Origin of the sequence: Helicobacter mehlei (genome assembly GCF_003660265.1) — a bacterium.
Lineage (GTDB): Bacteria > Campylobacterota > Campylobacteria > Campylobacterales > Helicobacteraceae > Helicobacter > Helicobacter mehlei.
On the sequence record NZ_QXQP01000090.1, the window covers coordinates 1 to 431 of the forward strand.

The following is a 431-nucleotide window of genomic DNA, read 5'->3' on the forward strand; positions in this document are numbered from 1 at the left end:
GTAGGCTTTTGGGTGGCGTGTTGTTTCTTACTGGGGTGTAAGTAGGCTTGGACATAGCCATAGTGGTAATCTGGTTCTCTGCTGGGCAATTCCCCCTTAGTGCCCCATAAAATGAATTCGCATTGTTGTTTAAAGCCATTGGCAAAGGGCCTAGCACCCCCTCCCTTATCCCACACAATGATACCCCGCCACGCTAAATCTGATAATTGAATCGCATCGCTTAGGGCGGGCAACATCCGCCAATCAATGAAACTAAAGAAATACCCGCTAGGTTTTAAAATGCGCTCACTCTCTGTAAAAATAAGGCTCATCCACTTTATAAAAGTCCTTTGGTCCTTGCCATCCCCACAAAACTCGTAATACTTGGTGTTGTTGCCAACATACTTCTTATTGGTGCTGGCATTGCGCGCATTCAAGCTTTTTACCCCCCC

Annotated in this window: 1 protein-coding gene; it reads right to left on the reverse strand. The window is 46.4% G+C overall.

The window, feature by feature from the left end; all coding sequences use genetic code 11:
- Positions 1 to 431 (reverse strand): DNA methyltransferase (locus tag EAO36_RS08370; RefSeq protein ID WP_162983302.1); only part of this gene is annotated, 431 nt, incomplete at both ends.